Source organism: Mycolicibacterium fluoranthenivorans (genome assembly GCF_011758805.1).
In the GTDB taxonomy this organism is placed as follows: domain Bacteria; phylum Actinomycetota; class Actinomycetes; order Mycobacteriales; family Mycobacteriaceae; genus Mycobacterium; species Mycobacterium fluoranthenivorans.
In genome coordinates, this window is the sequence record NZ_JAANOW010000001.1 from 3208684 (window position 1) to 3230272 (window position 21589).

At 66.6% G+C, this 21589-nt stretch carries 22 protein-coding genes and 2 pseudogenes; 12 read left to right on the forward strand and 12 right to left on the reverse strand.

The features are described 5' to 3' along the window. Positions 1–13: 13 nt before the first annotated feature. Positions 14–1996: a DUF7064 domain-containing protein gene (locus FHU31_RS15510; RefSeq protein ID WP_167159656.1), complete on the forward strand. Its 1983-nt coding sequence runs from the start codon at positions 14–16 to the stop codon at positions 1994–1996. Positions 1997–2014: 18 nt separating this feature from the next. Continuing rightward, a complete protein-coding gene (locus FHU31_RS15515; protein WP_167159658.1) occupies positions 2015–2344 on the forward strand; it encodes a YnfA family protein in 330 nt (109 codons plus the stop codon). Positions 2345–2349: 5 nt separating this feature from the next. On the opposite strand, the gene FHU31_RS15520 is transcribed toward FHU31_RS15515, so the two are convergent. After that, on the reverse strand, positions 2350–3225 hold the full coding sequence (locus tag FHU31_RS15520) for an SCO6745 family protein (protein ID WP_167159660.1): 876 nt from the start codon (positions 3223–3225) through the stop codon (positions 2350–2352). A gap of 62 nt (positions 3226–3287) precedes the next feature. Between FHU31_RS15520 and FHU31_RS15525 the strand changes: the two genes are divergently transcribed. After that, positions 3288–3953: a TetR/AcrR family transcriptional regulator gene (locus FHU31_RS15525; protein WP_167159662.1), complete on the forward strand. Its 666-nt coding sequence runs from the start codon at positions 3288–3290 to the stop codon at positions 3951–3953. A 16-nt stretch (positions 3954–3969) separates the two neighbouring features. On the opposite strand, the gene FHU31_RS15530 is transcribed toward FHU31_RS15525, so the two are convergent. Beyond that, positions 3970–4674 (reverse strand): FadR/GntR family transcriptional regulator, encoded by a 705-nt coding sequence (locus tag FHU31_RS15530; protein ID WP_167159664.1) that lies wholly within the window; start codon positions 4672–4674, stop codon positions 3970–3972. Positions 4675–4797: 123 nt separating this feature from the next. On the opposite strand from FHU31_RS15530, the gene FHU31_RS15535 reads away from it, so the two are divergent. Beyond that, a complete protein-coding gene (locus FHU31_RS15535; protein ID WP_090357634.1) occupies positions 4798–5301 on the forward strand; it encodes a gluconokinase in 504 nt (167 codons plus the stop codon). Further along, complete coding sequence (locus tag FHU31_RS15540) at positions 5298–6689, forward strand: GntP family permease (protein WP_167159666.1); 1392 nt, start codon at positions 5298–5300, stop codon at positions 6687–6689. Before FHU31_RS15535 ends, FHU31_RS15540 begins: the two co-directional genes overlap by 4 nt. Before the next feature lie 52 nt (positions 6690–6741). Here FHU31_RS15540 and FHU31_RS15545 read toward each other — a convergent pair whose 3' ends face one another. The 3 genes from FHU31_RS15545 to FHU31_RS15555 all read right to left on the reverse strand — a co-directional run bounded on the left by FHU31_RS15545 (position 6742) and on the right by FHU31_RS15555 (position 8951). Further along, a complete protein-coding gene (locus FHU31_RS15545) occupies positions 6742–7065 on the reverse strand; it encodes a hypothetical protein (protein ID WP_167154313.1) in 324 nt (107 codons plus the stop codon). Between the two features lie 24 nt (positions 7066–7089). Next, a complete protein-coding gene (locus tag FHU31_RS15550) occupies positions 7090–8025 on the reverse strand; it encodes a LysR family transcriptional regulator (RefSeq protein ID WP_167159667.1) in 936 nt (311 codons plus the stop codon). An 83-nt stretch (positions 8026–8108) separates the two neighbouring features. Next, positions 8109–8951: a helix-turn-helix domain-containing protein gene (locus FHU31_RS15555; RefSeq protein WP_263988069.1), complete on the reverse strand. Its 843-nt coding sequence runs from the start codon at positions 8949–8951 to the stop codon at positions 8109–8111. Positions 8952–9024: 73 nt separating this feature from the next. Here FHU31_RS15555 and FHU31_RS15560 point away from each other — a divergent pair, with 73 nt between their 5' ends. Genes FHU31_RS15560 through FHU31_RS15570 form a run of 3 tightly spaced genes read left to right on the forward strand, consistent with a single transcriptional unit; the run spans position 9025 to position 11305 of the window. Next, entirely contained in the window at positions 9025–10101 is a 1077-nt protein-coding gene (locus FHU31_RS15560; protein ID WP_208410246.1) for a zinc-binding dehydrogenase, read from the forward strand. After that, on the forward strand, positions 10098–10499 hold the full coding sequence (locus tag FHU31_RS15565) for a nuclear transport factor 2 family protein (protein ID WP_167159671.1): 402 nt from the start codon (positions 10098–10100) through the stop codon (positions 10497–10499). Before FHU31_RS15560 ends, FHU31_RS15565 begins: the two co-directional genes overlap by 4 nt. Then, positions 10496–11305, forward strand: coding sequence for an SDR family NAD(P)-dependent oxidoreductase (locus tag FHU31_RS15570; RefSeq protein ID WP_167159673.1), 810 nt, complete (start codon positions 10496–10498; stop codon positions 11303–11305). Before FHU31_RS15565 ends, FHU31_RS15570 begins: the two co-directional genes overlap by 4 nt. Positions 11306–11316: 11 nt before the next feature. On the opposite strand, the pseudogene FHU31_RS15575 reads toward FHU31_RS15570, so the two are convergent. Further along, positions 11317–11660, reverse strand: a pseudogene (locus tag FHU31_RS15575) (MMPL family transporter); the annotation flags it as partial. Positions 11661–11714: 54 nt separating this feature from the next. Here FHU31_RS15575 and FHU31_RS15580 point away from each other — a divergent pair. The 3 genes and pseudogenes from FHU31_RS15580 to FHU31_RS15590 all read left to right on the forward strand — a co-directional run. Beyond that, a pseudogene (locus tag FHU31_RS15580) lies at positions 11715–11906 on the forward strand (response regulator transcription factor); the annotation flags it as partial. Between the two features lie 70 nt (positions 11907–11976). Further along, positions 11977–12786, forward strand: a complete 810-nt coding sequence (locus FHU31_RS15585) for an acyl-CoA thioesterase domain-containing protein (protein ID WP_167159675.1) — start codon at positions 11977–11979, stop codon at positions 12784–12786. 255 nt (positions 12787–13041) lie between these two features. Continuing rightward, positions 13042–13428, forward strand: coding sequence for a hemophore-related protein (locus FHU31_RS15590; RefSeq protein ID WP_090357625.1), 387 nt, complete (start codon positions 13042–13044; stop codon positions 13426–13428). A gap of 20 nt (positions 13429–13448) precedes the next feature. Here FHU31_RS15590 and FHU31_RS15595 read toward each other — a convergent pair whose 3' ends face one another. Continuing rightward, the gene (locus FHU31_RS15595; RefSeq protein ID WP_167159677.1) at positions 13449–13922 is read right to left on the reverse strand and encodes an RDD family protein; all 474 of its coding nucleotides are present in this window, start codon (positions 13920–13922) and stop codon (positions 13449–13451) included. Positions 13923–13931: 9 nt separating this feature from the next. Beyond that, the gene (locus tag FHU31_RS15600) at positions 13932–15152 is read right to left on the reverse strand and encodes a mechanosensitive ion channel family protein (protein WP_167159679.1); all 1221 of its coding nucleotides are present in this window, start codon (positions 15150–15152) and stop codon (positions 13932–13934) included. Positions 15153–15385: 233 nt separating this feature from the next. Here FHU31_RS15600 and FHU31_RS15605 point away from each other — a divergent pair, with 233 nt between their 5' ends. Then, complete coding sequence (locus FHU31_RS15605; protein WP_167159681.1) at positions 15386–16279, forward strand: EamA family transporter; 894 nt, start codon at positions 15386–15388, stop codon at positions 16277–16279. 146 nt (positions 16280–16425) lie between these two features. Here FHU31_RS15605 and FHU31_RS15610 read toward each other — a convergent pair whose 3' ends face one another. The 4 genes from FHU31_RS15610 to FHU31_RS32190 are packed head-to-tail and all read right to left on the reverse strand — an operon-like array spanning position 16426 to position 21479. Then, entirely contained in the window at positions 16426–17328 is a 903-nt protein-coding gene (locus FHU31_RS15610) for a PPK2 family polyphosphate kinase (protein WP_167159683.1), read from the reverse strand. A gap of 53 nt (positions 17329–17381) precedes the next feature. Beyond that, a complete protein-coding gene (locus tag FHU31_RS15615) occupies positions 17382–18671 on the reverse strand; it encodes an APC family permease (protein ID WP_167159685.1) in 1290 nt (429 codons plus the stop codon). Further along, the gene (locus tag FHU31_RS15620) at positions 18668–21202 is read right to left on the reverse strand and encodes a plasma-membrane proton-efflux P-type ATPase (protein ID WP_167159687.1); all 2535 of its coding nucleotides are present in this window, start codon (positions 21200–21202) and stop codon (positions 18668–18670) included. The genes FHU31_RS15615 and FHU31_RS15620 overlap by 4 nt, the downstream gene beginning before the upstream one ends. After that, complete coding sequence (locus FHU31_RS32190) at positions 21123–21479, reverse strand: phosphoketolase family protein (RefSeq protein ID WP_420372083.1); 357 nt, start codon at positions 21477–21479, stop codon at positions 21123–21125. The genes FHU31_RS15620 and FHU31_RS32190 overlap by 80 nt, the downstream gene beginning before the upstream one ends. Positions 21480–21589: the final 110 nt, after the last annotated feature.

Genomic DNA, 21589 nt, shown 5'->3' on the forward strand with positions numbered 1-21589 from the left:
TAAGTTCACTGGCGTGCACCGTGAACTCATCGAGCGCCCCACCGACCTGACCGACGACTGGCTCACCGCGACGCTCGGCGCCGGTCGGGTCGAGGGGCACGATGTCGAGCGCATCGGCACAGGTCAGATGAGTGAGTGCTACCGGGTCACGCTGCGCTACGCAGACGGCGACAGCGGCCCCGCCAGCGTCGTCCTCAAGGTGGCCGCCGCCGATCCGAACAGCCGGACGACCGGCCTCGCCATGGGGCTCTACGAACGCGAGGTGCGGTTCTACGCCGAGATCGCACCGGCCCTGGGCGACGGGGGAACGGCGAGCCCGTTCGCCCCGTGCCTGCATCATGCCTACGACCCGGAGACCGGCGCCTTCGACCTCCTGCTCGCAGATGCCACGCCCGCGATCGTCGGGGACGAGATCCGCGGCGCCACACCGCAGCAGGCGGCGCTGGCGTTGCATCAGCTGGGACTGGTGCACGGCCCGCTGCTCGGCAACCCCGATCTGGCCGGTGCGGCCTGGCTGAACCGGGACGCGCCGATCAACCAGGCGCTGATCGCCGCCCTGTACGCCGCGTTCTCCGAACGCTACGCCGATCGGATCGAGCCACGACACCGCGAGGTGTGCGAGCGCCTGGTCGGGGCATTCGACGCCTACCTGGCTCAGGAAGCCGGGGCCGCAAAGGGATTGGTGCACGGCGACTACCGCCTGGACAACATGCTGTTCGGGACGGCCGACGCCGACCGGCCGCTGACGGTGGTGGACTGGCAGACCGTGACCTGGGGTCCGGCCCTGACCGACGTCGCCTACTTCCTCGGCTGCGCCCTCGAGCCCGAGGTACGCCGGTCTCACTACGACGAGCTGCTGGCGGCCTATCAGGGCGCCGTGGGGGACGGGCTGTCCCTGGACGCCGTGCGCGACGGGGTGCGCAGGCAGAGCTTTTTCGGGGTGATGATGGCCATCGTGTCCTCGATGCTCGTCGAGCGGACCGAACGCGGTGACCTGATGTTCATGACGATGCTGCAACGGCACTGCGAACACGTGCTGGACACCGATGCCCTCGCGGTGCTGCCGGACGCTGCGGTGCCGGCACCCCTCGCCCCGGAGGTAGCGGATGAGGCCCCGCACCCGGCGGGCGATGAGCCGTTGTGGAATGAGAGCTGGTACTTCGATTTCGCCGACGCCGCCCAGGGCATCGGCGGCTGGGTGCGGCTGGGTCTGTACCCCAACCAGCAGAAGGCATGGGTCAACGCTCTGGTGTGCGGACCGGGCTTGCCGACGGTGGCGATCAACGACTTCGAGGTCGCCCTGCCCGCCGATTCCGCGCACATCCGCACCGATGACCTCGAGCTGTCGCTGGCGGCGACCGACCCGCTGCGCTCCTACCGCGTCACCGTACGGGGACACGGCCAGGCCTACGACGATCCCGCCGGACTGCTGCGCGGTGCGACGGGCCGGACCGTGGATGTGGCGCTGGATCTGGAATTCGCCACCGCGGGAACGCCGTACCAATACCGGATCACGCCGCGTTACGAGATTCCGTGCACGGTCACCGGCACCACCACAGTGGCCGGCACGACGTACGCGCTCGCGGCCGTCCCCGGCCAGCGTGACCACTCGTGGGGTGTGCGGGACTGGTGGAGCATGGACTGGGTGTGGAGCGCCCTTCACCTGGATGACGGCACTCATCTGCACGGCGTCGACATCAGGATTCCCGGTCTCCCTCCCGTCGGTATCGGTTACGTCCAGAAGGGCGGCCAACTCGTCGAATTGCAGTCGGTGACCACGGAGAAGACGTTCGGCGACAACGGATTACCGGTATCGACGACCATCAGCCTGAGTCCCGGCGATATCGAGGTCAGTGTCGATGTGCAGGGCCATGCGCCCGTTCTGCTCACCTCGCCCGACGGGCGGATCAGCCAATTCCCGCGGGCCTGGGTGACTGTCACCGCCCGTGACGGCCGCCACGGCGTCGGCTGGGTGGAGTGGAACCGCAACCTCTGAGGAGGGCAAGCTGGTCTCATGCTCGCGCTGAAATCGGTGGCCTTGTTCGTGCTTGCGGCGGTACTCGAGATCGGCGGAGCGTGGCTGGTGTGGCAGGGCGTGCGCGAGCACCGCGCAGCGTGGCTGGTGGGTGCCGGTGTGATCGCCTTGGGCGCTTACGGATTCGTTGCGGCGTTCCAGCCCGATGCGCATTTCGGCCGGGTACTGGCCGCCTACGGCGGAGTGTTCGTGGCCGGCTCGCTGCTGTGGGGCATGGTGGCCGACGGCTTCCGGCCGGACCGGTGGGATGTCGCCGGGGCGCTGGTCTGTCTGGCCGGGGTCGGGCTCATCATGTACGCCCCGCGCTAGGCCGACTACAGGGCGTCGTCGTCGAGCTCGTCTCGGTTCAGGCCCATCGGCGTGGCGGCGGGGACATCACCGCCGGCCACCACCAGGCGGGTCAGGGGTGTCAGCGCCGCGAACAGGGTGCCCAACTGCCGGTCGTCGAGGGCGTCGAAGGCGCGCAGCGCCAGCCGGTCGGTGCTGTCCTCGATCTGCGCCTTGAGGTCGGCACCGGCCGAGGTCAACGACCCGCCGGCGTCGACCAGTCCGCGCGCGGCCAGCCCGTCCAACTGTTCCTGCCAATCGTCCTCGTCGTAGTCACGGCTGGGGGCGATCATCTCGCGTGGCACCCGGCCGGCCACGGCGTGCAGCACGTTGGATTCGCGCCCGCCGATACCGTGCGCGGCGAGCACGGCGACATGGCCGTCGCCGCGCTGCTCCCGCAGCAAGGTGGTGGCGTGCCACAGCTTGGCCACCGGCTCCTCGGGCCACGGTAGCGCCGCATTGGCGGCGAACAGCGCTCGCCCGTGCATCGGGGCCGAGCGGGCGGCGATCTCGGCCAGATCGGCTGCGGTCCGCACCGTCTCATCGTCGGTCATCCCGTAGCGCCGCAACGTGGCCACCGCCGCATCCTGGCGGGCGGCCAGTACAGCGGCCGGGGTGGCGATCTCCCACGCCGCGGGCAGCGCCTTGTGCACCTGACGCAGGGAGAAGTTGTAGAACAGCGCCGCGACCACCTCGGGTGGCACCGGCCCCAGCGGCGCCGACCGGGCCGCGAAATAGCCCGACCAGAATCCGCGGTAGCCGAGTTCGCCGAGTGCGGCGCGGGATTCCGGGGCGAAGTAGGTGACGGCGTGTACCGGCTCCAGCCGGTCGAACAGGCGACGGGCAACCCTGGGCTGTCTCACCGAGACAGTCAAGCATCATGGGGTCGGCCGCGTGCGAGCACCGCCCCGGTATGGTTTCGTCCATGAGCGACGCGGCGGGAGGCGGTTCTTCCGCACCGGCCGAAGCGACGAACCCGCAGCGGATACGCGATATCGCGATGGTCTGCTTTGCCGAGCGCGGCGTGTCGGGCACGTCCCTGCGGACCATCGCCGACGCGGCCGAGGTGAGCGTGGGTCTCATCCAGCACTACTTCGGCAGCAAAGCGGCTTTGATCGAGGCGATCGACGAGCACGTGCTGCGGGTGTGCGGCCAGATTCTCGATGACAGTCCAGCCTCGCCAGAGGTGGGGAACACCCCTGACGTCTATCGCGGCGGCACCGCGCAGCTGTTCATCGAGCATCCGGACGTGATGGACTACGTCGCTCGTGTGCTGACCGAAGGCGGAGCGACCGGTGCGGCGATCTTCGACGGTCTGGTCAAGATCAGCGAAACGCAGGGCGAGACCTTCATCGCGCGCGGTCTGGCCAGGCCCGACCTCGATCCGGTGTGGTCCGTGCTGAACCCGGTGCTGGTGCGCGTTGCGGCCAGCGTGTTCCGCAGACATATCGAACGGCACATCCCCGGACCCCTATACACCCGGGAACAGACACTGCGATGGGACGAGGCCACCACCAACCTCATCCGGCACGGTCAGCTCCGGGAAGCCGCACGCGACGGATCCGGCGGGCAGGACACGTCCCAGCCCTGAGCGTGACGGCCCACCATCAGGCGTCCTCGGCCACCGCTCTGGCGGCCTCGTCGATGATGGCCCGCATGGCCCGTTCGGCACCCGATTCGTCGCGCAGCCGTATCGCCCGGGCCACCTCGTCGTGCAGTTCGATGGCGGCGGGGTTGGGCAGTTCCGGCATCATCCCGTGGTGAGTGCGTCCGGTCAGTACCTCGGCGACCACCGCATTGAGCGCACGGAACATCTCGTTACCGCTGGCATCCAGCAGCGTTTGGTGAAAGATCTTGTCGGCCTGCAGATATGCGTCCAGGTCACCGGAGCGGCCGTGCATCACCATGTCGGACACCGCGGCGGCCATGATCCGGCAATGGTGTGGATTCGCCCGCCGGGCGGCCAGTGCGGCAGCGGCCGGCTCGAATCCGCGACGTAACTCCGACAGCGAGATCAGCTGGGCGGCCCGGTCCCCGGATTCCAGACGCCACCGAATCACGCTGGGGTCGAACACATTCCAGTTGGCTGCGGGCTGAATGGTGATACCGACGCGGCGGCGCGAGGACACCAGGCCCATCGACTCGAGTACCCGGATCGCCTCGCGGGCAACGCTGCGTGACACCCCGTGTTCGGCGCTGACCCCTTCCAGGGTGATCACCTCGCCGGGTGGGTATCTGCCGGACACCACGGCGGCGCCCAGGGCGGTCAGCACGTTGTCGTGCAGTGCGCTGACGTTTGACGACGGACCCACGCGTACATCGTGTCATAGCGGGCTTGGATTGGACTTAAAGCAGACGTATTTGTGATCCTCTTGCAATAGTATGACGTTTGAGTCATCCTGTGTGAGGTCAACCACAGTCAGGGAGGTGTAGCGATGCCGTCACCGATCGTCGTGATGGGCGTCTCGGGGAGCGGGAAGTCCACCGTCGGCGCCGCGCTGGCACAGCGGCTGCGCGTCCCGTTCGCGGACGCCGATGACTTCCATCCGCCCGCCAACATCGAGAAGATGAAGGCCGGCCACCCGCTCGACGACGAGGATCGCAAGCCGTGGCTGGCGACCCTGGGCGACTGGCTGGGGGAGCGTTGTGGTGACGGTGGCGTGATGAGCTGCTCGGCGCTCAAACGGCGCTACCGCGACCAGCTGCGTGCACACTGCCCCGGTATCCAGTTCCTGCACCTGAGCGGGACACCCGAGATCATCGGGGCGCGCCAGGCCAGCAGGCCCGGCCACTTCATGCCGGCCTCGCTGCTGGCATCTCAGTTCGACACCCTCGAACCACTCGAGGAGGACGAGGCGGGCGTCGTCATCGACGTCGGTCAGAGCATCGACGCCATCGTCGACACCTACATCTCACTCACCGGAGGGGAACACCGATGAACGCCGCCGTCACCCTGTTGGCCGACGCGCCCAAACTCGTCGAGCCGGTGGCCTCAGCCCCGCAGCTGATTCTGTCGTTCCTGGCCGGCATCGCCGTCATCGTCGTCCTGATCACCGTGGTGAAACTGCACCCGTTCCTGGCGCTCATCTTCGGTGGCCTCACCGTCGGCCTGGTCGCGGGGGAGAACCTGACCAAGGTGCTCAAGTCGTTCACCGACGGGTTCGGATCGACGGCCGCCAGCGTGGGCATCCTCATCGCACTCGGCGCGATGTTCGCCAAACTGCTCGCCGATTCCGGCGGCGCCGACGAAATCGTGGACACGATCGTCGGTGCAGCCTCGCCGCGCATGCTGCCGTGGGCGATGGCATTGGTCGGCGCCATCATCGGCCTCCCGATGTTCTTCGAGATCGGTCTCGTCCTGCTGATGCCGGTCATCTATCTCGTGTCCCGCCGGTCGCAGCAGTCCCTGATCACCATCGGTATCCCGGCGCTGGCGGGCCTGTCGGCCATGCACGGGTTCGTGCCCCCGCATCCCGGACCGCTGACGGCGGTCGGCCTGCTCAACGCCGATCTCGGTGTGACGTTGGGTCTCGGGGTGCTGGTGGCGATCCCGACGATCATCCTGGCCGGGCCGTTGTTCGGCAAGCTCGCCGGCAAGTGGGTGGTGGTGGATGCCCCCGACACCTTCGATGCCGACGAGACCAGGACACAGGACAAGCGACCGTCATTCGGGATCACGCTGTTCTCGGTGCTGCTGCCGGTCGCGCTGATGCTCGGCAAGGCCCTTGCCGATATCTTCATCGACAACGAAAAGCAATGGTTCCGAGCCATCTTCGATGCGCTGGGCACCCCGCTCGTCGCGCTTCTGCTCGCGGTGATCGTGGGCATGTTCACCCTGGGCCGGGGGGCGGGCATGGACCGGGCCACGCTCACCAAGTGCATCGAATCGGGTCTGCCGCCGATCGCCGGCATCATTTTGATCGTCGCCGCCGGTGGTGGCTTCAAACAGGTTCTGGTGGACAGCGGTATCGGCACCATGCTCGCGCGGTGGGCCGAAGGTGTGCACATCTCGGTACTGGTGCTGGCCTGGGTGCTCGCGGTGCTCATCCGGCTGGCCACCGGCTCGGCCACGGTCGCCACCATCACCGCTTCATCGCTGATCCTCGGCTTGGTGGAGGGGATGAGCACCGGCCAGGTCTCGCTGGTGGTGCTGGCAGTCGGCGCCGGCTCGCTGTTCTTCTCCCATGTCAACGACGCGGGGTTCTGGCTGGTCAATCAGTACTTCCGGCTCAGCGTCGGGCAGACCATCAAGACCTGGTCGATCATGGAGACGGTGCTGTCGGTCAGCGGCCTCGCCGTGGTGCTCATCCTGGACATCTTCGTCTAGCTGCGCACACCCGCGAAACCCCTTGAATCCGTGGGGATTCCAGGGGGGGCTGTTACGGGCTCTGCCGCGGCCGCGTGTCGACCTGGGGCACCTTCACCCAGCCGGGGTTGTTGACGAAATCCGACAAGCAGCCCGTGATACCGCGGCAGGCGATGATCGCGCCCGCGCTCGGTGCCGCACCGATGGCAGGTGGCGGGGTCACGACCAGATCGCAATTGTCGGTGTACGCGCCCACCTGTTGCTTGCCGACCAGAATCCCTTGGTTGGGGCAGGTCGCCATCACGTCCGGTTGATGTGTCGCGGCCGGCGCAAGCAGCGACGCACCCACGGCGCCGGCGAAGGCGCTCGCGGTGATCCACCGGGTCAGCGTGCCCATGTTGCTGAGAATACGCTGCGAACGTCAGCCTGGGTACGAGCCCGGAAACGGGCGCAGCCAGTCACGTGTGGGCAGTGGCCCCGACGGTGGTCGCAGCCGCTCCAGTACTGCCCGCAGCGGGGGCCAGTCCGCCCGCCCGCGTCGGGTGACCGCGTAGGTGGTCAGGACGACGCTGGGATCGGCGAGATCCAGCACCGTGACGCCCGCCATGGTGGGCCGGCCCAGCGGAAGCAGGCCCACGCCGTAGCCGCCGACGATGAGATCCTCGACGAGGTCCAGACTGTCGATCTGGTGTGAGATGCGCGGGGTGAAGCCCGCCAGTGCAGCCAGGGTCCGCAATGCCACCTCGTCGGCGCTGTTGCGCGAGTTCACAATCCACGGCTGGCCGGCATACGCGGAGATATCTGCCTGCCCACCGACCTCGGGTGCGCCCTGTTGCGGTACCCCGAGTCCCCATGGGATCTTCCACAGCGGGACGGCTTCCAGGACAGGGCTCAGCGCCGCAGGCGCCAGGTTGTAGTCGTAGGTCAGGGCGAGGTCCAGATCGTCATCGACGAGCAGCCGGAACGCCTCGACCGGTTCGTACTCGCTCACCACGACGTCGATACCGGGATACCGCGCGGTGAGCTCGGGCACGACCGGTAGCAGCGACACTCGGATGCCGGTCGCGAAGCCGCCGACTCGAAGCGTCCCGGCGGGTTCGGCGTGCGGATCCAGGTCGAGTCGGGCCGAGTCGAGGGCGGCCAGGATGGTCACGGCGTGATCGGCGAGCCGGCGGCCGGCAGGGGTGAGGCGTACCCGGCGGCCGTCCGGTTCGATCAGCGTCACCTTGGCTTCTCGGGCAAGTGCGGCCAGCTGCTGGGAGACCGTCGATGTCGTGAGGTGATGAGCATCGGCGACCGCCCGCATCGAGCCGAGCCGTGACAGGGTCAGCAGCAGCTGCAGTCGGCGGGGATCCATTCACCCATTCTGCGTCGGCGCCCGCGAATCATGGTTGGGTGGAAGGTCGCGTCTGGGAACTCCGCTGATCCGCAGTGTCGTCACTACAGTTTCGCGGCCTCGGCCATCAGCCGCGCGCCGATCTCGTTGATCTCGCCGATCGGCAAGGTGCGCAACGGATGTGCGGCCACGATCAACGCGACGCGGCCGTGCTGGTCGAACACCGGAGCGGCGATGGTGGCCACCGGCCGGGTCTCGCTGCTCTCCAGCAGGCCGATCGCGGTGAACTCGACCAGCAATCGCTCCATCAGCTGCCGCACTGAGTCGGGCAGATCGGTGGCGGTGCCCATCAGTTGTGCGGCCTGCGCCAGCGCCGGGGTCGTCCAGTCGATATCGAATCCGCGCTCACGCGTGTGGGCCAGCACCTGCTCCAGTCGCTGGGCCAGTTCGGTATTCGAAGATGCCGCCCGCGCGATCCAGTCCTGCCGACCTTGTGGGGTGTCCCACGCCGCGAACGCCACCCCGAACGGTGGTGCGTAAGGGATGCGGTCACCGGGCGCACTGGCCGTGCCCCCTTCGAAGGCCGTGACGACCAAATCGTCGCCTACCCGCTCTAATACTGTTGCTGGATAACCACTATCGGACGATATCCGCTGTATTGCGAGTCGCGCAGCCACTACGACGGGGCGGGCCGCGTCCAGCCGGGCCGCCACCAGCGCTAGAGCGGGTCCCAGTGCGAACGTCTTGTCGACGGGATCTCGGCTGACCCAGCCCCGATCCCACAACGTCTTGAGGATCGCGTGGGCGGTGGCTTGGGTCAGTTCGAGTTCGCGGACGATATCGGAGAACCGCAGCGTCTCATTGCCTGGCCTGGCCAGCAGTTCGATCACGTCGAGCGCCCGACCGGTCGGGGCTGAGCTGGATCCACGAATGTCTTGACTCCTCACTTCCGGCACGTTTAGCGTGTGGTCATATATTCGAGAGTATGTCTCGAATAATCGAGACTGACAAGAGGTTGCCATGCGTGCGGTGCTACTGCGTCACGGTGAACTCACCGTCGGTGACACACCGGATCCGGTTCCCGGCCCGGGCGAGCTGCTGCTTCGCACCCTCAGTACCGCGATCTGTGCCTCCGACGTGCACTTCATGGATCACCCGGCGCTCGCTGACGACCCCACCGGCCGGACTCTGTACGATGCCGAGCGCGATATCGTGCTCGGTCATGAATTCGTCGGTGAGGTCATCGGGCACGGACCGGGCTGCACCGACCAGTTCCCGGTCGGCACCCGCGTCACGTCGATTCCGATCAGGCTGGTCGCCCGGAACAAGCGGAGCGACGGGGAAGAACCCCGCGGCGCCGACGGGGCCCACATCATCGGTCAGCATCCCGACGCGCAGGGCAGCTTCGCCGAGAAACTGATCGTCAACGAGATGCTCGCGAAACCGGTGCCCGGCGACGTGTCCGACGACGCCGCCGCCTTGACCGACGCGTTCGCCGTCGGCGAGTTCTACGTGCGCTCGGCGGCGATACAACCCGGCGAGATCGCCATCGTCCTCGGGGCGGGCGCCGTCGGCCTGTCCGCAGTGGCGGCCTTACATGCCAGGGGTATCGAACCCATCGTGGTATCCGACTTTCAAGCCGATCGCCGTGCCCTCGCCGAGGCTTTCGGTGCACACGTCACCGTCGACCCTGTCGTGCAGTCGCCGTTCGAGGTCTTCCGGCAGCTTCGAGCTGAGCGCCATCTGCCGGGTCCGGCAATCGTTTTCGAGTGCGTCGGCGCCGGCGGGCTGATCCAACACATCGTGGAATCGGTGGAGATGTGCACCCGCATCTACTGTGCCGGGGGCTGGTACACCGGCGACACCCTCAGCATCACCAACGCCACCCGCCAGGGTGTCACCATTCAGTTCGGCGGTGGACCCATGCCGCAGGACTGGTACGGCACGCTTGACGCCATCGCCGGGGGACGGCTCGATCCGCTGCCCGCTGTCGGGAAGATCATCGGCCTCGACGAGATTCCGCACGCCCTGGATCTCGCCCGCCGCTCGGAGGGCCCACCCCGAATCCTGGTACACCCGAACGGAGATGTGCAGTGACCGATCATGCCCAGATAACCGAGGTCCTGATTCGGTACGCCACCGGTATCGACCGCCGCGACTGGCCGCTGTTCCGCACCGTCTTCACCGCGGACTGCGCACTGGACTATGGCGAGATCGGCGCCTGGAACGGAGTCGACGCCGTCACCGAATTCATGGTGCTCGCGCATGCTGGCGCCGGCCATACCATGCACCGGCTGAGCAATATGGCCATCACGGTCACCGGCGACACCGCCATCGCCCGGACGTACCTCGACGCACTGATCCTGGCCGCCGACAACGCTTCCGGGGTGAGCGCCATCGGGTTCTACGATGATGAACTCGTCCGCACGGGCGATGGCTGGCGTATTGCGCGGCGTCGATTCACCTCCGTGCGGATCGCGGTGATCGGTTCATGAAGTTCGCCGACAAGTACGGACCGTGGGCGGTGGTGGCCGGCGCATCCGACGGGGTCGGCGCATTGTTCGCCGAAGGGCTGGCCGAGCGGGGCGTCAACGTGGTGCTGGTGGCGCGCAGGCAGCACATCCTCGAACAGGTCGCCGAAGGGATCGAGGCCCGGACCGGCGCCCGAACCCGCACGTTGGCAGTCGATCTCAGTGACGATGGGGCCACCGCGGCGATCGCCGCTGCCACCGCCGACTTGGAGATCGGCTTCCTGGTGTACTGCGCGGGCGCCGATCCGAACTTCCGGCCTTTCCTCGACCAGCCCGTCGCGGCCGCCGAATCGATGGTGCAACGCAACTGCCTGGCACCACTTCGCCTATGCCATCACTTCGCCGCACCGATGGTGGCCCGCGGCCGCGGTGGCATCGTGCTCTTCGGATCCGGTGCCGGCTTCGCCGGCGGGCCGAACATGGTCGCCTACGGCGCGAGCAAAGCCTTCGACATGGTGTTCGCCGAAGCGCTGTGGGCCGAACTGCACGGCAAGGGCGTCGACGTGGTCGGCCTGATCCTCGGCAAGACCGACACCCCGGCATTGCGCAGCCTCGAACACAGTCGAGGAATACTGCCCGACGCCAATACCGCACCCCCGGATGCCACGCCCGCCGCCGACGTCGTGGCGGAGGCCTTCGCCGGCCTCCCCGACGGCCCCACCGTGCTGGTCGGCGAGCAGATGAAGGCGGCCGCGCCAATGCTGGCGTCGTTGAGCCGCAATGAGGCCGTCGCCCTGATCACGGCGGCCAGCGCGGCAACCATGGGATGAGTCCGCGCTGTTCACCCAGAAGAAGTTCCCGACGGCATCCGAACTGCCACTGCGAGACCATCCTGCGCGACGCGGTCTACCTCGACCACTGGGGCACGCCGGCCGATTCGGTGCTCGAGGGGGACTGACGGCCACCAGAACCACCGGCCCAGCAACACCACCATCGACGGCAGCACGAAGGTCCGCACGATGAGCGTGTCGATCAACAGCCCCATACCGACGGTGAGACCGATCTGCGCAACACTGGTGACGGTGCTGGCCAGCAGGGCCAGCATGGTGTGACACCGAAGACCAACCCGGCGGTGGTCACCACGGCGCCGGTGGCTCCAAAGGCCCGGATCACGCCGGTGCGGATCGCGTTCTGCCGTGACTCCTCCCAGATCCACCGAAGCAGGTCGCCACGGAGCCCACCGGGCGTGAGTTCGATGTGCTGACCTTGATCGGCAAAGGACGGTCCAACGGCGAGATCGCCGATGAGCTGTTCATTTCCGGGGTGACCGTCAAGAGCCATATCGGCCGGATCTTCGACAAGCTGGGCCTGCGCGATCGCGCCGCGGCCATCGTGTACGCCTACGACCACGGCATCGTGACACCCCTGTGACGGGCTGCGCTCCTGCCCGGAACCGGCACGGCGCTCCTACGCGGAAACGGCCCTGTGCGACGATGCGGCAATGGCACGTCCGTTTCATTTCGTCCAGACCGAGCAGGACACCTTCCTGCCCACCGCGTACGCGCAGAGCCACTGGGGCCCGGACCACCTCAACGGTCCGGCGCTCGTCGGCCTGGTGGCGCGCACGCTGGAAACCGCGTTCGGACGTCCCGAATTCCTGCCGGCCCGGCTGACGGTCGATCTTTTCAAGGCCGCCCGTGGTGTGCCGACCACGGCCAAACTCGCGCTGGTGCGCGACGGGCGCCGGGTGCGCAATGCCGAGTGCGAGCTGGTCCAGGACGGGGTGACGGTGGTCCGCGCCACGTTGGTGCAATACCGGCTCTCGGAACCACCGCGTGGCCGGGAATGGGTGGCACCGATGACTTTCACCGGTCCCGTCGATCGCGATGACGCCCGCGGTATCGGGATCGGCAGCGATGACGCCGGCTGGACGGGCGCCATCGCCGATCATCAGAACACCTCACGTAAGCGGTTCGTCAACCGCACCATCGATGTGGTCGAGGGCGACGCGAACTCGCCGTTCGTGCGGGCGGCCATGGCCGCCGAAGGAACCAGCCTGGTCACCAATCTCGGCACAGCGGGCGTCGGCTACATCAACGGGGATCTGACCGTGGCACTGTCCCGGCTACCCGGTGACGAGTGGATCGGGGTGCAGGCCGACTCGCACTGGGCTGCCGACGGGATCTCGGTGGGCGCCTCGACGTTGTTCGACAGTGCAGGCGCCTTCGGGACCGGAATGGTGACGGCGGTGGCCAACCCGGCCGCACAGATCGATTTCGCCAACGACCCGTTCCCCGAGCGCACCCGTTGATATACGTCGCACGACGATCGGGTCACACCGGACATCACGATCGGCTAAGGAAAAGGCCTCGAACATAAGGAAGATCGGCCATCCTGCGCACCGTCGCGCCACGGAACGCAAAACTGAGACCGAACTCACCGGAGTTTGCTGTAACGGCCGAAATGCACGCTCGACGACGCGGTTCGCGGTGTTTAGGAGTTTCCGTATGGTGGAAATCGGGTCGGGTCCCGAACAATTGACGACTCGAAGGAATCTCCGCTCATCATGAAACTGAAGTTCTGCAATCGAATCGCTCTCTCCGTGCTGGCGGCGGGCGGTGCGCTCAGCGCCGTCGTGCTGGCTCCGATCGCCTCCGCTGATCCGGTGGACTGCAGCCGGCAGTCGATCGACGCCACCGTGCAACAGACCACCGGTGCGGCCCAGGATTACCTGGGCGCCCACCCGGGCGCGAAGCAGGCCGTGTCCGTCATCTACACCCAGCCGCGGGATGTCGCGTCGGCGAGCATCCGGACATACTTCACTGCCAACCCGCAGGAGTACCTGGAATTGAGGAGCATCTTGGCGCCGATCGGCGACAAGCAACGCGCCTGCAACACGACGGCCCTCTCACCCGAAATGGCCTCGGCGTACAGCGAGTTCATGGCCGGCTGACGGGGTTCGACTCCCGACGCTCAACCCTTGACGACCTGCGTCCCACCGGCCAGGTCGTCATGGGTGCCCTGTCGCCACGGGCTGTTCCTGATCGACACGGCGATCACCACGTAGGCGACGAAGGCGAGCAGGCCGCCGACGTAGGGCACGGCCGCCAGGAGTGTGAACGAGTTGCGGATCGCCGACTGTTTCAGATCTGGGTGCGGACGGCCGTGGGGTCCCCGCACGTGCAGCCCCAACAGCTTCTTGCCCGGTGTCCATCCGACGGACACTTCGAACGCCACGAAGTAGATGAACGTCAGCAGGCCTGAAAACAGGCCGGTGACAAGAATATTCGAGAAGGAATCAAGGGACACGACCGCAAAGAGGCTTGCGGCGTTGACAATGACGCCGTCGATCACCCGAGCGAAGAACCGGGGACCGAGATTGCCGGGCACCGCGGACTTGGGCGCTTGGGACTGCCATGGTTGCGACACGTGGTCACCGCTGCTCATCACCTGAATCTACGCAGGGGAGCGGCCGCGGACCAAGCTCGAGTCATCCGTGCGCTCGGAATCATCGAATGCTCTACCCCTGCGTTCGGCCTGCGGGCTGCCGCTGAACAGTGCGGAATCGGCCTGCTGCGTCGGGCCGGCAACCACGGCCTGGCTGCGCACCTGATCGTCGCCGACGCCGTCGATGCGGCCGCGCGGCAGCGCACCGGGATTGGTCTGCAGCCACTTGACCATGCCTTCGCGCACATCACATCGCAGATCGAACAACGCACCGGCGTTGGCCGCGCTCACCAGCATGCGCACCCGTACCCGCCCGTCGACGGCATCGGTCACCTGCAGGACACCGACGCGGCCGTCCCAGAGCGGGTTCTCCCGCAAGAGCCGGTCGAGTTCGGCCCGCATCGTCTCGAAGCCGACGGTGAAATCGACATCGACTTCGGCGGTGCCGAGCAGTTCGGTGGCGTTGCGGGTCCAGTTCTGAAAAGGCTTGGTGGTGAAGTACGTGGACGGGAGCACCAGACGGCGTTCATCCCAGAGATGGATCACCACGTAGGTCAGGGTGATCTCCTCGATGCGACCCCATTCGTCCTCCAGCACCACGACATCGCCCACCCGGATGGCATTGGAGAAGGCGATCTGGATCCCCGCGAACGCCGCGCCCAGCGAGGTCTGCGCCGCCAGGCCGGCGACCACGGAAAGCACTCCAGCAGAGGCGAACAGCGTCTTGCCGATATCGCTGAAGGACGGGAACGTCATCAGGGCGGCGGCCGAACCCAGCACGACGACGATCGCGATGACGAGGCGCCGCAGGACAGTCACCTGGGTACGGATCTTGCGACGGTGCCGATCAGCGTCCGTCAGCCCCTCGTCACCCCCGGCGAATCGTTCGATGACCTGCCGCTCGGCCACCGTCACCAAACTCGCCAACACCCAGGTGAAGGTGGCGATGAGCGCGATCAGCAGTGCGTGGTCCACCTCGCCACGCCAGCTCGCCTGCGCGTCTGAGGTGCGGCGCACCGCCACGGAGGCCGCGATCACCACCAGGGCCGCGCGCACCGCGTTGCGGGTCAGCTGACCGACGTCGCGGATCAGGCGGCTGCGCCTGCCCAGCCGGACGAGTAAGCGGGACAACGCAAAACTCAGCCCGTAAGCGATGACGACCGCCCCGGCCACCCAGGCCGCCGTGACGGCGAAGCCGGTGGCGGAATCGAACTCGGTGTTATCGGTCATGTGACGACGCGCTCCTGGATCGGGGGCAGTGTGTATGCGACGACGTGCATTCGACGACGCCGTCGACTTTCACGTGCCTTCCCGCGCTGACGCGGCGGGTAAACCGGTCACCGCCGCCCGACCCGCCTTTGGGATGAGGGTCACAACCGACGCCAGATTGTTTGATGAATGCGAACAATATGTCAGTCAAAATCACGTGGACATGAACGTTCTGGCTGCCGTTCAATGCAGAGGTGACTTCCGCGACCGCACGCAACGGTGCATTCATGGCGATCGCCGCGATGTGCGCGGTGCAGCTCGGCGCCGCGATCGCGGTACAGCTGATCGACGATATCGGCGCCGCGGGCACCGCGTGGCTGCGGTTGGCCTGGGCCGGCCTGCTGATGCTGGCGCTCGTGCGTCCGCGCCGTGCGGCGTTCACCCGGTCGGCGTTCCGCACATGTGTGGTGCTCGGTGTGGTGACTGCCGGAATCACCCTGCTGTTCATGATGGCGGTGGCGCGGATCCCGTTGGGCACCGCCAGTGCGCTGGAATTCCTCGGGCCCCTCGGTGTTGCGGTGGCCAAGGGTTCCGGCCGCTATCGGCTGCTGTGGCCGGGGTTGGCGACGGTGGGCGTGCTGCTGCTGACCGAACCGTGGGCCGGATCCGTCGACCCCGTCGGGGTGCTCTACGCGTTGGGGTCGGCGGTGTGCTGGGGGATGTACATCCTGCTGACCCAACGGGTGGGGGATGAGGTCGCCGGGATCGCCGGCCTGGCCGTATCGATGCCCGTCGCCGGCCTCGTCGCGACGGTGGTGGCCGGGCCCGCGGTGTTCGGCCGTCTGACGCCGGAGATTCTGTTGATCGGGGCGGGGCTGGCGATCCTGCTGCCCATCATCCCGTTCGCGCTGGAATTGCTGGCGCTCCGCCGGCTCACCGCCGCAGCGTTCGGGACTCTGATGAGTCTGGAGCCGGGCTTCGCGATGCTGATGGGGCTTCTCGTCCTGCGTCAGGTGCCGGCACCGCTCGCCGTCGTCGGCATCGTCGCGGTGGTGGGTGCCGGGATCGGGGCGGCCCGCACCGGCGTCCGCAGCGAGACGCACGGAGGTCCTCGCCGCCACCGACTGTCCGGTGCTCAGGTCACCTGACCGTCATGGCGTCCGATGCCGGTGGCGCAACTTTCGGACCGCTTATCTGTAGCGGGACGCGATGACTCTATTCATACAGGTCAGTACGAATAGCTCATCCGTATGGCGATAAGAGGCATGGTCGCTTGTGTCGCAGAAAACGCGCTCTACGTCTGCTCCGGGGGAACGGTGTCGGCGTGGAGGATTTGCATTTTCGCCTGTGCCAGTTCAGCTTTGGTTGTTGCGTCGACTGTCGGATAGTGCGGATTCAGACTCCGCAGTGTCTCCAGCAGCACCGCTGAGGTCGATAGGTGGCTGAACCACTTGTGGTCCGCGGGAATGACATACCAGGGTGCCCATTCGGTGCTGGTGTGGGTCAGCATGTCCTGGAACGCGTGCTGGTAGTCGTCCCAGAACGCGCGCTCCCGGAGATCGTCCACCGAGAATTTCCAGTTCTTCTCAGGTTCGTCGATACGGGCCAGGAAGCGGCGTTCCTGTTCCTGCTTGGAGACATTGAGGAACAGCTTCACGATCACGGTTCCGTTGTCGGTCAGGTAACGCTCCCAACCGTTGATATCGCGATATCGCCGTGTCCAGACGTCGGGATGGTTCAGCGCCGGCGTGCGCGGCCACAGTGTCTCCGGGTGCACGCGGGTGATCAACACGTTCTCGTAGTGGGATCGGTTGAATACGGCCATGCGCCCCAGCTCCGGCAGCACCTGTTGATGACGCCATAGGTAATCGTGTGCCCGCTCGGTCACCGACGGCGCTTTGAAGCTGTACACGTCGACCCCTTCGGGGTTCAGACCGCTCATCACATGTTTGATGGTGCCGTCTTTGCCGGCGGCGTCGATGGCCTGCAAGACGATCAGCAGCGCCCGCTCGGCGGAGGCGAAGAAGCGGTCCTGCAAATCCAGCAGGGCGGCTTTCGCGTCGGCCAGAGCCGCTGCGCCATGGTCGTCTCGGAGCTTGTCGTCGTGGCGGCCCGGATCGAAGTCCCGGGGTAGATCCACGACGGAGCCCGGTTGCACGCGGCACGCCCCGGCCAGACTCGTCCATTGTGTCGACACCAGCGCCTCCCAGTTTCATTGTCGGCCGGCGCACCGGGGCGCCGGTGAGGTTGTCAGGTACGCGCGCCAGAGCCGCTGGTGCGCTGGAATACTGCTTCGATCGCGAAGGACAATGCCACCATCGCGGCCAGCACCAGACAGGGTCCGACCCTGCTGTTGGCCACCAACGCGGCCAGTGCCCCCACGCACGCGGCAGCCGCCACCAGCGAGATCCATGGGGCGGCGCCGTGTGCGCGAGCGGTGCGCGCCGCAGCGATATTCACGGCGGCGAAAATGATAAGAAATCCGGCGCTGCCCATCGTGGAAATACTCTGCAGATCGAGCACATTGGCGATCACTGCGGTCGTGACGGCAGTGATCAGCAGTCCCTCCAACGGCTGATTCCAGATCGGGCGTTCCAGACGGGCAGGCAGTTCGCGTGAGGTCGCAATGACGTAGGTCATGCGGGCCGTCCCGTAGAGGGTGGCGTTGATAGCCGAGGCCGTTGACAGCATCGCGGCGATCCCGATCATCGTGAACCCCAAGGCCCCAAGTTCCGGGCGGGCGGCCTCGGCGAGTGCATAGTCGCGGGCATTCACCAGGTCTGCGATGGGCACCGAGCCGACCGCGACGACGGCAACGAGCACATAGAGCCCGATCACGAAAATCACCGAGGTGTAGTAGGCCCGGGTGAGCGTCCGGCCCGGATCGGGGACGTCCTCGGCGGCATTGGCGATCAGTTCGAACCCTTCGTAGGCCAGGAAGATGATCATGCCGCCCGCCACGACGGACACGGGTGAACTCCACTGTGCCGGTTCCAGCCGGGCCGTCGAGACGCCCGCCAGCCCGACCACCACGAACAACACCAGGATGGCGATCTTGATGGCGACGACGACCCGCTCGGCACGAGCCACCGTGGCGGCGCCGGCAATGTTGACCACCGTGATCGCCACGATGGCTGCGGTCAGAAACACGTGCTCGAGGGCACCGTGGAATCGCTCGGGTGTGAAACTCGCTGCGTAGCTGCCGAACGCATGTGAGTACAGGGCGAGCATGACGATATAGCTCAGCCACAGCAGCACGTTGATCCCGCCGGAGAACACACCGGTGCCGAACGCGCGGTTCACGAAGGTCACCGTGCCACCACGGCTGGGATACCTCCTCGACAACAGGGCATACGACCGCGCTGTCAGTAGCGCCACCACCCCGGCCAGAGCGAAGGCCACCGGAGCCGCGCCCTTGGTGATCTGCACCGACAGCCCGAGCACCGCGAAGATCCCGCCGCCGACCATCCCGCCGAGGCCGATCGCTACCACGCCCCAATAGCCCACGGGGTGGCCGGCTGTGGGCGCCGGTCGGGTCATCGCCGCAGCCTGTCCCCGGCGCCGGCCGTCAATCTGGCGACGCCTGAACTGCGCTGGGGGGTCGGGCTCTTTCGGGTACGGCCGCCATCGAGAATCCAGTAAGCGAACAGTTTGACCTGGTCGGTGAGCAATGCCCACACCAGGGCATAGCCCCAGACGAACAATGCCCAACCCCAGCCCAGCGGTGTCATGTACAGCCCGTAGACGGCAATGAGGGTGGCGACTCCCTGGGTGCCCAGGACCGCGATCAATAGCACGCGGGCGGGGCGGATCGACCAGAACGGGCCGCGGGTACGGGTCAGGAAGATGGTCAGGTGTCCGGCGACCGACAGCAGTAGGTACATCATCGTCTGCAACCGGGGGTGACCGAGATGGAAGATGCGGTCGCCCAGATAGAACAGGCCGAACGCTGCGATCGGGCCGACGATCCCCAGGACGGTTGCGATGCCGAGGACTGTGCGCATGTTCCAGGCTTCGGGCTCGTTGCGGTAGCGGACGTTGTCGTAGGCGATGGACAGGATCGCGCCGTCATTGAGCAGCGCAAGCATCACGATCATGATCGCGGTGACCGGGTAGAAATTGAAGACGAGAATCGCAACGGTCATGAACAGCAGCACTCTCAGCGTCTCGGCGATGCGGTACATCGCATAGCTGTTCATCCGTTGAAAGATCCTGCGGCTCTCCTGGATCGCGTCGATGATCACCGACAAACCCGGGGTCAGCAGCACGATGTCGGCGGCCGCACGGGCCGCATCGGTAGCCCCGGACACCGCGATGCCGCAGTCGGCTTCTTTCAGCGCGGGGGCGTCGTTCACGCCGTCGCCGGTCATGCCGACGATGTGGCCGCATTTCTGCAGGACATCGACGATGTGGAATTTGTGCTCGGGGAACACCTGAGCGAAGCCGTCAGCGGTTTCGATCGATTCGATCACGGCGGGCGATTCGGACTTGTGCACATCTCCCAGGCCGGCGGCATCGAGGATGTGGGCACCGAGCCCCACCTTCGTCGCGGTCTCCTTGGCGATAGCCAACGCATCCCCGGTCACCATCTTGATGGCGACGCCCATCTGGCGTGCCGCGGCGACGGTAGCTGCAGCGTCGGGGCGCGGAGGGTCGAACAGCGGCAGCACACCCAAGAACCGCCACGGGCCGCCGGCATCGGACCGAGCCACACCCAGTGCCCGGAAGCCCTGAGCAGCAAAGCCATTGACTGCGGTCTCGATCTCGGAGCCAACCTGTGCTCCAACGGCGCACAGCGCCAGGATCACTTGCGGGGCGCCCTTGCTGACGGTGAACGTCGAATCCTCCGCATCGCGCACACTGGCTTCGGTGCGCTTGTGCACTGGGTCGAACGGCTGAAAGTGAGTCACCTGGTAGCCGGTCAGAGAGCAATCGTCAGGAAGGGCACCGAGGACGGCCAGGTCGATCGGGTCGTTGTTGTCGGCGCGCGACGCCAGCGCGGCAGCGAGGATCACGTCCTCGGCGCGGACGCCGTCGACGCTGAACGGTACGCCCAGGGTGAGCGCGTTCTGGGTCAGGGTGCCCGTCTTGTCGGCGCACAGCACGTCCACACCGGCGAGTTCCTCGATGGCGACCAGCTTGCTGACGATCGCCTGCTTCTTGGCGAGCAGTCGAGCCCCGACAGCCATCGTCACCGACAGCACCGTGGGCATCGCTACCGGAATGGCCGCCACGGTCAGCACCAGCGCGAACTGCAGGGTGGTGAGCACGGCGTTGCCGCGCATCAAGGAGGCGGACACGATCACCGCGACGAGGGCGACCGCAAGAAGGATCAGGTAGTTGCCGATCTTGAGGACTGCGCGCTGGAAGTGGCTGACGGTGTGCGCATCTTGGACCAGCTCGGCGGTCTTACCGAAATAGGTGCGAGTTCCGGTGGCATACACCAAAGCGCCGATCTCGCCGCGGCGGATGACGGAGCCGGAGAACACGGCTGCACCGGCTTGCGCGCTGACCGGCAGTGACTCGCCGGTCAGCGCGGACTGATCTATCTCGACGGCATCGCCGTCCAGCAGCCGTGCGTCGGCCGGGACGATGTCGCCCAGGCGCAGCCGGATCACATCGCCGGGCACCAGTTCCCGCGCCGGTGCGGTGAGCCAGGTGCCATCGCGGCGCACGCGGGCGGTGATCGCCAACCTGGCCTTCAGCGCGTCAATCGCGTTGCCCGCCTGGTATTCCTCCCAGAAGCCGACCACCGCGTTGGCGATCAGCAACACCAGGATGATGAAGAAGTCCGGCCAGTGCCCGACCACCCCGGACAGGATGACGGCCACCTCGATCATCCACGGAATAGGACCCCAGAAATAGGAGAGGAACTTCAACACGGGGTTGGGTCTGTGCTCGGCGATCTCGTTGGGCCCGTAGTGCGATAGTCGGTCGTGCGCCTCGGTCTGGCTCAGCCCGTCCACCGAGCTGTGCAGCGCCTTCTCGACCTCAGCGAGAGGTAGCGTCTTGAGCTCGTCGCCGCCTGCGCCTTGCGGGTTGGACGGTGAATGCGTGGTCTTGATGGACATTTCGATCGCCTGCAATTCGTTCTCGGGCAGATTCTGGCGGGCACAGCGGCGTATTGTGGCCGCTCGCCAGCCGGTGGTCCACGACCACCGGTTGTTTCACGTCCGACGACATCAACGGGCGCCTGAGCAGCGGATTGTCATATAAGTACGGTTGGCCCACCGAGAGATGATTCACCGCCCGCCAGTACGCATCGATGTCGTGGAGAAGCCCGGTGTTCAACACCGGCTCCGAACCGTGCTGCCCCTGGTGCCGACACCACTGAACTCGAAGCGGCACAGCATCGTGACCGCTCCATCCACGCTACGACTACCCAGCCCTTGAGACCAGGGTCTCCAGTCACCAATCGTGGGGCCTTGGGGCCCGCGCTTGCGACGACCGCAGGCAAC

Bases quoted from the DNA above. Each gene is read 5' to 3' on its own strand.
- FHU31_RS15560 (WP_208410246.1), top strand. From the start codon at position 9,025: ATGCGTGCGGTGCTACTGCGTCACGGTGAACTCACCGTCGGTGACACA.
- FHU31_RS15535 (WP_090357634.1), top strand. From the start codon at position 4,798: ATGCCGTCACCGATCGTCGTGATGGGCGTCTCGGGGAGCGGGAAGTCC.
- FHU31_RS15585 (WP_167159675.1), top strand. From the start codon at position 11,977: ATGGCACGTCCGTTTCATTTCGTCCAGACCGAGCAGGACACCTTCCTG.
- FHU31_RS15550 (WP_167159667.1), bottom strand. From the start codon at position 8,025: ATGGATCCCCGCCGACTGCAGCTGCTGCTGACCCTGTCACGGCTCGGC.
- FHU31_RS15595 (WP_167159677.1), bottom strand. From the start codon at position 13,922: ATGAGCAGCGGTGACCACGTGTCGCAACCATGGCAGTCCCAAGCGCCC.
- FHU31_RS15600 (WP_167159679.1), bottom strand. From the start codon at position 15,152: ATGACCGATAACACCGAGTTCGATTCCGCCACCGGCTTCGCCGTCACG.
- FHU31_RS15615 (WP_167159685.1), bottom strand. From the start codon at position 18,671: ATGACCCGACCGGCGCCCACAGCCGGCCACCCCGTGGGCTATTGGGGC.
- FHU31_RS15570 (WP_167159673.1), top strand. From the start codon at position 10,496: ATGAAGTTCGCCGACAAGTACGGACCGTGGGCGGTGGTGGCCGGCGCA.
- FHU31_RS15515 (WP_167159658.1), top strand. From the start codon at position 2,015: ATGCTCGCGCTGAAATCGGTGGCCTTGTTCGTGCTTGCGGCGGTACTC.
- FHU31_RS15590 (WP_090357625.1), top strand. From the start codon at position 13,042: ATGAAACTGAAGTTCTGCAATCGAATCGCTCTCTCCGTGCTGGCGGCG.
- FHU31_RS15620 (WP_167159687.1), bottom strand. From the start codon at position 21,202: ATGTCCATCAAGACCACGCATTCACCGTCCAACCCGCAAGGCGCAGGC.
- FHU31_RS15525 (WP_167159662.1), top strand. From the start codon at position 3,288: ATGAGCGACGCGGCGGGAGGCGGTTCTTCCGCACCGGCCGAAGCGACG.
- FHU31_RS15540 (WP_167159666.1), top strand. From the start codon at position 5,298: ATGAACGCCGCCGTCACCCTGTTGGCCGACGCGCCCAAACTCGTCGAG.
- FHU31_RS15545 (WP_167154313.1), bottom strand. From the start codon at position 7,065: ATGGGCACGCTGACCCGGTGGATCACCGCGAGCGCCTTCGCCGGCGCC.